The 7867-nt window shown below is 63.6% G+C and carries 11 protein-coding genes; 6 read left to right on the top strand and 5 right to left on the bottom strand.

The genetic code is table 11. The features are described from left to right. The first annotated feature begins 330 nt into the window (after nt 1-330). The 3 genes from EOA75_RS34200 (at nt 331) to EOA75_RS25040 (ending at nt 2086) form a co-directional block, all read left to right on the top strand. Entirely contained in the window at nt 331-477 is a 147-nt protein-coding gene (locus tag EOA75_RS34200; protein ID WP_082954140.1) for a hypothetical protein, read from the top strand. A gap of 581 nt (nt 478-1058) precedes the next feature. Beyond that, nucleotides 1059-1277 (top strand): hypothetical protein, encoded by a 219-nt coding sequence (locus tag EOA75_RS25045; RefSeq protein WP_066999287.1) that lies wholly within the window; start codon nt 1059-1061, stop codon nt 1275-1277. A gap of 104 nt (nt 1278-1381) precedes the next feature. Then, nucleotides 1382-2086, top strand: coding sequence for an SOS response-associated peptidase (locus EOA75_RS25040; protein ID WP_095824689.1), 705 nt, complete (start codon nt 1382-1384; stop codon nt 2084-2086). On the opposite strand, the gene EOA75_RS25035 is transcribed toward EOA75_RS25040, so the two are convergent. Beyond that, nucleotides 2083-2343: a hypothetical protein gene (locus tag EOA75_RS25035; protein WP_127325419.1), complete on the bottom strand. Its 261-nt coding sequence runs from the start codon at nt 2341-2343 to the stop codon at nt 2083-2085. The genes EOA75_RS25040 and EOA75_RS25035 overlap by 4 nt on opposite strands. Before the next feature lie 3 nt (nt 2344-2346). Further along, nucleotides 2347-2607: a hypothetical protein gene (locus EOA75_RS25030; RefSeq protein WP_127325418.1), complete on the bottom strand. Its 261-nt coding sequence runs from the start codon at nt 2605-2607 to the stop codon at nt 2347-2349. Nucleotides 2608-2744: 137 nt separating this feature from the next. On the opposite strand from EOA75_RS25030, the gene EOA75_RS25025 reads away from it, so the two are divergent. Then, nucleotides 2745-2945: a hypothetical protein gene (locus EOA75_RS25025; RefSeq protein ID WP_095779104.1), complete on the top strand. Its 201-nt coding sequence runs from the start codon at nt 2745-2747 to the stop codon at nt 2943-2945. Nucleotides 2946-2959: 14 nt separating this feature from the next. Here the strand turns inward: EOA75_RS25025 and EOA75_RS25020 are convergent, their stop codons facing one another. Then, the gene (locus tag EOA75_RS25020) at nt 2960-4399 is read right to left on the bottom strand and encodes an FAD-binding oxidoreductase (protein WP_127325417.1); all 1440 of its coding nucleotides are present in this window, start codon (nt 4397-4399) and stop codon (nt 2960-2962) included. 222 nt (nt 4400-4621) lie between these two features. Here EOA75_RS25020 and EOA75_RS25015 point away from each other — a divergent pair, with 222 nt between their 5' ends. After that, nucleotides 4622-4951, top strand: a complete 330-nt coding sequence (locus EOA75_RS25015; protein WP_127246655.1) for a hypothetical protein — start codon at nt 4622-4624, stop codon at nt 4949-4951. A gap of 113 nt (nt 4952-5064) precedes the next feature. Here the strand turns inward: EOA75_RS25015 and EOA75_RS25010 are convergent, their stop codons facing one another. Both EOA75_RS25010 and EOA75_RS25005 read right to left on the bottom strand, forming a co-directional pair. Continuing rightward, on the bottom strand, nt 5065-5997 hold the full coding sequence (locus EOA75_RS25010; protein ID WP_127325416.1) for a dimethylarginine dimethylaminohydrolase family protein: 933 nt from the start codon (nt 5995-5997) through the stop codon (nt 5065-5067). Then, the gene (locus EOA75_RS25005; protein ID WP_164747545.1) at nt 5984-7615 is read right to left on the bottom strand and encodes an amidohydrolase; all 1632 of its coding nucleotides are present in this window, start codon (nt 7613-7615) and stop codon (nt 5984-5986) included. Before EOA75_RS25005 ends, EOA75_RS25010 begins: the two co-directional genes overlap by 14 nt. A gap of 82 nt (nt 7616-7697) precedes the next feature. On the opposite strand from EOA75_RS25005, the gene EOA75_RS25000 reads away from it, so the two are divergent. Further along, the coding region (locus tag EOA75_RS25000; RefSeq protein ID WP_127325414.1) for a LysR family transcriptional regulator at nt 7698-7867 on the top strand (170 nt) is incomplete at its 3' end.

Raw genomic sequence — 7867 nt, 5'->3', positions numbered from 1 at the left:
TCGCCACACGCTTCGATCGTCGCGCCGGCCACTTCCTCGCCTTCATCCATCTCGCCGCAGCTATGTTATGGATGCGCTGAATGTCGATTCAGCCTAGCATGGTGGTTCGCCTCGCATATCAACCTGGCGAGGGCGGGAAGGGTTCCCAGGCGGGTAGAACGCTCGCCCGGTCCGACATTGACGGTATCGGCAAGGAAGCGGGAAGCGCACCCCCGGGCGAAGAGCGACTACCGGCGATAGCTGCAAATTGCATCAATCGAATTGTGAGAAAATTAATCAGCGCTTTCTAATATTGTTGGTCACCCGGCAGCGAATTCCGGTAACGGACCCATGACCAAGAACCTCGGCAACGCCAAGCCCAACGCCCCTGCGGGCGAGATAAGATCCTCGCCATTCGGCAGGATAGCGCCGGCGCTGTTCCCGCTGGCAGTCGTGGCGCTGGGCTACCTCGTGGGCAAGCAGTTCTTCGGTTTCTGATGCTGGGCAAATGTTCTGTGGAGGCGGGCCGGAGCCTCGCGCGGGCCGGTGCTCGTATTCGGCCGTTTGCGCCCCTCCCACTGCTTTGGTCCTAGGGCCTAGGTCGTTCTTGCCCTTGCATTAGTACAAGCGCATGTTCGAAGTAGCCGGCAGGCTCGCAAACTCCGGTCAGGCCCGGCCGCCGAACCCAAAACACCCCCCCAGGCTGCCGGGCCGTCGGCGCGCCTTGCAAGCAAGCCCTCCACACCACCGATGGGTCCGTAACCAGCGCTGCTGCCGCGGTGGACCTGCACGCGCTCACAATCGCTCCAAAGCGCTCGAGAGGCGTATCGTTGCGCGGACCGGGCGCCGCATCGAAGTCGAATTCTACCTAGGGTGTCCTTCAAGCTTTCAGTGTCTGGATTTTATCCATTTTGAACGGCCCTTACCGGAAATCTGTATTTTCGACATCAAGTGTGCTCGTGCCTTGCAACTATTCTCCTGCTGAGGATAATAAGCGGTTGCTTGCGGCGACCCTTCGTGCGTTAAATCGTATTGCTGTTCGAGGATGCAATTCTTAGGGCGACGAGCTGGAGCTGCACATGGTGGCAGGCGAACCAGACAGTGTCCGCGTAAAATTCATCAACGGCCAATGGCTGGTGCGCGTCGTCGAAGGCGGCCGGCTGGCCCATCAACTGTTCAACATCCACGCGGAAGCCGAAGCCTTCGCCGAGGAGGAACGCCACCGGCTGGGCCTGCCGGGCGAGCCGCCGGCCGCGGAGCCGGCCGAGCCAAAGCGGCGCGGCGGGCGCAGACGCTGAGCGCCCGATATCCTCAATTCGTGTGGCTTGCCATCGCCTCACCGGCAACCAGTTTGCGCTCCGCGGAAAATATGGGAACAATCGGCGGGACGGGGATGCTGCCGATGTGCAATCTTTACAACATCACCACAAGCCAGGAAGCGATCCGCCAGTGGACGCGAGCGCTGCGCGACATTTCGGGCAATCTCGAACCTTCGGTCGACATCTATCCGAACCAGCCGGCGCCGGTGGTGCGCAATGCCGCCGACGGCAGCCGCGAGCTCGCCCGGCTGCGCTGGGGCATGCCGACGCCGCAAGAACGCGTGCGCGGCAATGCCGATCCCGGCACGACCAACATCCGCAACCCGCAATATGCCCACTGGCTGCCTTATCTCGGCGTCGAGAACCGCTGCCTGGTGCCGGTGACGAGCTTTGCCGAGCCCTCGCCAAAGCCCGGCGACAAGGATCCTGAAACCGGCGTGCAGAAGAATTTCTGGTTCGCGCTCGGCGAGGACCGCCCGCTGTTCTTCTTCGCCGGGATGTGGACGCCCTGGCATGGCGTGCGCAAGGTGAAGGAAGGTCCGGGCGACCACGAGCTCTACGGCTTCCTGACGACCAGGCCGAACGCGTTGATCGCGCCGATCCACGAGAAGGCGATGCCGGTGATGCTGACCACTCAGGAGGAGACCGAGCTGTGGCTGACAGCGCCGTGGTCGGAGGCGAAGACGCTGCAGCGGCCGGCGCCGAACGACGCGCTGGTGATCGTGGACAAGCCGGCGACGCAGATCAAGTTTCCGGCGGAACCGCCGGCGCAGGGGTCGTTGTTTTAGCTCCTCGCCTTCTGCAGCACCCAGATATAACCCTTGGGCGGGTGATCCTGGTCGATGAACTGGGTCTTGACCTCAGTGTCCTTGCGGCCGCAGCGCTTGCAGCGGAAGCGGATGGTTTCGAGCGGCTTGTTCCAGCCGACCACCTTGGCCACGTCGTTCGCCTTGAAGCGGCCGGCGTGGTAGCAGTGGCGGCATTCGACTATGAGCAGCATGTTGGCCTTGGCCGCCCGGCCGACGCTGTCCATGGGTCCGGCCATTTCTCATGTCCGGTCTGAATTATCCTCAGGCAGCGGCAGCAGGCCGAGCCAGGCGGCGCGGAAATCGAGGTCCCTGCCCGCCACCGCGCCCATCATCTCATGCAGCCTCTCCACCAACCCGTTGAGCCGCCAGTACATTTCGCCGTTGGGCTTGAGATTGAGCTGCGCCGCCAGCACGGTCTGGCGCAGTTCCAACGCATCGCGAATGATCGCCTCCGCGTCCGACCGGAACAATCTGTCATAGCGGCTTCTCCGTCTGCCCAACGCGGCTCTCCGTGATCCTGAGCAACCGCCCCATCTGCTGACAAAATAGGAACCCGTTCCTCGCTGAGTCAATTCGTCGTTGACAATTTTGTTCCCTTTTTGTTCACATGCTAGTGGGAACCTGCGGAGCACCCGAGATGGATCACATCGTCAGGCTCGACAGCCGCGAGGAAGCGGCGCTTCAGGCAATCGCCGAGCGGTTCATCGCCCGCCACAAGGGCGACCCGGTGAAGGCGCTGAAGGAGATGATCGTGTTCAACGGCCATCTCCAGCAACGGCTCGACGCGCTCCAGGCTTCAAGGCTTCGTCAACGAGACGCGTCGGGACGGCGCGGCTGAGGCATGCTGCCCCGTCAGGCGGCCCGCAGTCCTTCCTTCGGACGCAGGTTCTGGTTCATGCGGAACAGGTTCTGCGGATCGTAGCGCTGCTTGATCTCGAGCAACCGGCGATAATTGCCGCCATAGGCCGCTTCGACACGGTCGATCTCATCCTCCGGCATGAAGTTCACATAGGCCGTTCCGGCAGCATGAGGCTTTGATGCTTCATAGATGTCTCGAGCCCATTCGATGCAGGCCTTGTCCATGGCCGGTTCGCGCCAGCGGGCGTGAACATTCATGACGAAATGCGAGCTCCGCTGCGGAAACGCCGTCGCTTCCGCCGGGACGCGGCCAGCGACGCCGCCGACATGGCCGAAGAATATCTCGCATTCGGGACCCGGAAGCCTGGATATCGCGGTCGTGGTGATCTCGATCGCGCTGTCGGAAAGCTCGGTGAAGTCATGGCTCTTCCAATAATTGCGGGCGCCAGGCGCGAGCAGCGGATCGAAGGCCTGCTGCCAGCCCGTGAACGGGTTGGGACCGACGACGTCGGCAATCGGCGTGCCGATGGCGCGGAGCTTTTGCGTCGCCTTTTCGCCAGCCTCGATAGCGCCGCAATAGCACATGGCCAGCACCAGCACTTCCTTGCCGTGCCATTCGGCCGGCAGGAAGGGCAGCGGCGGCGCCTGCCGCATGACCACCCAGCAGGTCAGTTCGTCGGGGGCAGTTTCGAGCGCGGCGCGGTATTCCCGAAGCACCTTCCCGGCATCGGCGAAGGGATGGACGACAAGGCCCGACAGCACTTGCGGCCCGAACTGGTGAAGTTTGAACTCGAACCCCGTGACGACGCCGAAATTGCCGCCGCCGCCGCGCAGCGCCCAGAACAGGTCCGCGTTCTCGGTCTCGCTGGCGCGCAGCAGCTTGCCGTGCGCGGTTACCACGTCGGCCGAAACGAGATTGTCGATGGTCAGCCCGTATTTGCGGGTGATCCAGCCGAAGCCGCCGCCCAGTGTCAGGCCGGCAATACCTGTGGTCGAGTTGATGCCGGTCGGCAGCGCCAGTCCGAAGGCCTGCGTTTCGCGGTCGACATCGACAAGCGTGGCGCCGGGTCCGACCCAGGCGCGCCGCGCCGCGACATCGACCCGCACAGACTTCATCATGGAGAGATCGATGACGAGGCCGCCCTCGCAGATGGCGCTGCCGGCAATGTTGTGACCGCCGCCGCGCACGGAGACGAGAAGTCCGTTCTCACGGGCGAAATTCACCGCGGCAACGACATCGGAGGCGCCGACGCAGCACGCGATCAGCCCGGGCCGCCGGTCGATCATGTCATTCCAGATGCTGCGCGCGCCGTCGTAGCCGGCGTCACCCTCCCGCAGCACCGTGCCGCGTATTTGCGTCGAAAGCGTTTCCAGGGCGGCGGCATCGACTGTGGTCTTGCCGCCCTCAAGGGCAGTGAAGCTCATGGCATTCATGAATTCCTCCCGTTCTTGTTGATGAGCCCCCTCCGCCCGAATTTTAGTGTGCGCTCATGTTCGGCATCCCGCAAGTTATCGCGGGCAGCGAGCCGGCCGTGCGGGCGTTGCTCAACAAACGATTGGCAAGAACGGCACGCGCGTTGCCAGCAATCTTGACGGGCAGGAATAACAGGCTCTCAATCAAGAGAGATTATCGCTGCGGATATAGGGGAACGCCGCATGAAACGCATGTTGTTTGCCTGTTCGATATCGTCTGTGCTGCTATTGTCAGCGAACCGGGCGTTTGCGTTCAATTTCGGCTTCGTCAGAGTGCCGGACTGGATGGATCCTTATATCGGCGTGCTCGTTGCCGTCACCCTGTTCTTCTGGCTCGGACTGGCGGCGACAAAGCCGAGCGGCGTGCCGTTCAAGCAGGTGCGGTATGTGAAGATTTCGCCCATAGCGAATTTCTTCTACCTCGGCATCGCCTTCTTCTTCACCATCATGATGATTATGCTGTTCGCCGGCATGGGCCTGAGGCGATACGCTGAGTGGACCGGCGCAGCGTAGAGAGAGAGCGAAACGGGACAGATCGAAGCTCTTTCGCGCCCCCTTCTGTCCTGCTGGAGATCTCCCCCTCAAGGGCCCTCAAGGGGGAGATTGGCAGCTTCGGCGCCGTGCTCCTATGCCTTCACCCGCTTCAGCGCCTGCGCCATGCAGTGAATGCCGCCGCCGGTCTTGGAGATCTCGCTCATGTCGACGGCCGCCACCTCGAAGCCGCGTGCCTTCAGCTTTTCGATCAGCGTCTTGCTCGAGGTCGGGGCGATCACCCTGTCCTTGCCTAGCGACATGAAGTTGCAGCCGAGCGCCATCGTATCCTGGAAGGGCACGTCGATGATCTCGTGGCCCTTGCCCTTCAGCCAGTCGACGATGCCGGGCTCGGTGCAGGCAAGGCAGACGGCGGTGAGCTTTTCGGCGATCGGCACCACCATCAGGTCTATGTGCACGTAGTATTCGTCGATGAAGGCGATGCGCGTCTCCCAGCCTTCCTTGTCGAACCAGGCCTGCACCTGGCGCGCTCCCTCCTCCTGCGTGCGGGCGCCGCCGCAGCCGATCAGCACCACGCCTTCCTCGATGACGTTGAAGTCGCCGCCCTCGAAGGTGCCGGCGGTCACCATGTCGTAGATCGGGATGCCGAGCTTCTCATAGGTGCGGATGGCGGCGTAGTTCTCGCCGCGCCGCCACCAGTTGGCCATTGCGGTGATGAACGCGCCGTAGGGCGTCATGACGCTGGAGTCGCGCGAATAGACCTGCATCGGCAGTTCCGGCGTCGGCTCGTGCCAGTGGATGGTGACGCCGAAATGCTCGTAAGCGGCGACGAGGTCCTTGTGCTGCGCCTGGGCGATCTGGATGTTGCAGGGCGCCTCGCGCAAATGCTTTCTGGACAGCGAACTGGTCGAAAGATGGCGAAGGAAATTGGGCGAGCCGAGCAGCACGTCGCTCAGAACGTCGGTCTCGTTGGCGAAGCCCCAGGCAGTGAGCGGCTTGGTGCCGCCATTGGGATTGCGGCGCTGCAGCGAGAACGGCTCAGCGACGATGCGGTCATGGACGGTCATGGTGTTCTCCTCGGGGTCGGTCTGCTTGAGATGATTGGCTGCTCGGTATCCACCAGTCGCGCCCGCGCCCGGTGGTGACATATTCCGGCCAGCGGAAGTTTATCGGCGGCTCGTAGTCGCAAAGCGGCGCGATCCAGTTCGAGCCGCCGGCGCCGCCGCCGGTTCGCTTGACGAATTCGTCCATGGCCGCATCGCGCGCCGCCTTGTCTTCCAGTAGGCGAAGCGCGGTGAGCGCGACGGTCTTGGAGGCGCAGGTCACCATCGGGTCGATGGTGGCCGCAATGCCGCCCAACGCATTCACCACCCAAGCGGGATAGGCGTGGCCGTTGGCCGAACGCAGCGCCGGGCGGGCGACGTAGAAGCGCGATGTCGGCGCGTGCCAGCTCATGTCGGTATAGTCGTCCGAGGTCGAGTTCACCTGCGAGGGCGGCAGGTCGCGCCGCAGGACCGCCTCGGCCTCCTGCGGCGTGATAAGGCGCTCCAGCTCGTCGATGAACGGATTCTCGGTCGCCTCGCCGCCAGCATTGACCTGGACCTCGCGGGCGATCGCCCTCGCCTCTTCGTTCCACTGTGGCGGACCGACGGTAGAGAGCGCTTCATAGGTGATGCGGGCCATGGCGTGGTTGGCCAGTCCCGGGCGCGACTTCGACACCCAGTGGCGTTCGTAGCGGCAGCCGCTCATCTTCGCCGCCGCTTCCGCGTTTCGGTCGAGCACGGCGGTCACCTGCTCGGCCATGGCGATGGTCGGCACGCGGATCATGTACTGGATCTCGGCAAGGCCCGCCGGCAGATTGTCGGCGGTCGCCTGGCCCGCGGTCAGGATCGCCTCGCTGATCGACCAGCCGCCCTGGTGCGTCAGCATGGAATCGCGCAGCGCCTTGGAAGCCATGTACATCATCATCAGCGCATCGTTGGCACCTGGCGCCCTGACCGCGGAATGCGCCTGCGGGATCGGGGCGCCGTCGCTTGCGCGGCCCCAATTCTGAGGCTCGTCGCAAATGAAGCGGTAGATCATCGAATAGGCCGCGCCGCAATGCGTGTCCCAGCGCGCGGTGTTGCAGAGCGGCAGCATGTAGAAGGGATGAAAGGAGATCATGCCCGCAAGGCCGTCATAATAGCCCTTGGCGGCATGGATCGGCTTCGAGCCCCTCACCTTCTCTGCCGGCTCGCCAGTGAAGCGCAGCGTGCCTTGAATGCCATGCTGCTGCATCGCGGCCTTGGCGGCGAGCAGCCCGCCGAGGCTGCCAATGCCGAGGCCCGAGTGCGGATCGGTATGGCCACCCGCCTCGACGCTGAGCCCCGCCCGCGGTTGCTTGACCGTCGCGGCATCCTGGCAGTTGCCGGGCACGGCGTCGTATTCGGCATACATGCCGATCGTCGGTCCGTCGCCATTCGTCCAATGCGCGCAGAAGGCGGTCGGCATGCCGCCCGAGCCCTCTTCCACCGAAAAGCCTTCACGCTTCAGCCGGTCGACATACCAGGCTGCGGACTGGTACTCGCGCCAGGCGGTCTCGCCGAGGTCGAAGATGGTGCGCGTCCAGGCCGACAAGAGCGGCTGGATGCCGTCGATGCAGGCCAGTGCCGTTTCCTGCGCTGATGTCGTCACCGGTTTCTCCATGCCGCAAAGAAAGCAGTGAAGCGGCTCTTCAAAAAGTGATATGTTTTCCCGGCTCGTGCAAATTCGGTTCACCTGAGGCCTCTTGCGCATACCTTCCACGCAGGCGCTTCGCGCCCTCGACAGTTTTGCTCGTCACGGCAGCGTGTGGCGCGCGGCCGATGAACTCCACCTCACCCGCAGCGCCGTCTCGCATCAGCTGAGGCTGCTCGAACGCGACCTCGGCTTCGATCTCTTGCAGCGCATCGGCAAGGG

Source organism: Mesorhizobium sp. M1A.F.Ca.IN.022.07.1.1, from assembly GCF_003997575.1.
Classification (GTDB): domain Bacteria; phylum Pseudomonadota; class Alphaproteobacteria; order Rhizobiales; family Rhizobiaceae; genus Mesorhizobium.
This window is presented reverse-complemented; position numbering and strand designations above follow the sequence as displayed.

Excerpts from the sequence above, each read along its gene's own strand:
- EOA75_RS25020 (WP_127325417.1), bottom strand. The coding sequence starts at position 4,399 with ATGAATGCCATGAGCTTCACTGCCCTTGAGGGCGGCAAGACCACAGTC.
- EOA75_RS25005 (WP_164747545.1), bottom strand. The coding sequence starts at position 7,615 with ATGGAGAAACCGGTGACGACATCAGCGCAGGAAACGGCACTGGCCTGC.
- EOA75_RS25025 (WP_095779104.1), top strand. The coding sequence starts at position 2,745 with ATGGATCACATCGTCAGGCTCGACAGCCGCGAGGAAGCGGCGCTTCAG.
- EOA75_RS25010 (WP_127325416.1), bottom strand. The coding sequence starts at position 5,997 with ATGACCGTCCATGACCGCATCGTCGCTGAGCCGTTCTCGCTGCAGCGC.
- EOA75_RS25040 (WP_095824689.1), top strand. The coding sequence starts at position 1,382 with ATGTGCAATCTTTACAACATCACCACAAGCCAGGAAGCGATCCGCCAG.
- EOA75_RS25045 (WP_066999287.1), top strand. The coding sequence starts at position 1,059 with ATGGTGGCAGGCGAACCAGACAGTGTCCGCGTAAAATTCATCAACGGC.
- EOA75_RS25015 (WP_127246655.1), top strand. The coding sequence starts at position 4,622 with ATGAAACGCATGTTGTTTGCCTGTTCGATATCGTCTGTGCTGCTATTG.
- EOA75_RS25035 (WP_127325419.1), bottom strand. The coding sequence starts at position 2,343 with ATGGCCGGACCCATGGACAGCGTCGGCCGGGCGGCCAAGGCCAACATG.
- EOA75_RS34200 (WP_082954140.1), top strand. The coding sequence starts at position 331 with ATGACCAAGAACCTCGGCAACGCCAAGCCCAACGCCCCTGCGGGCGAG.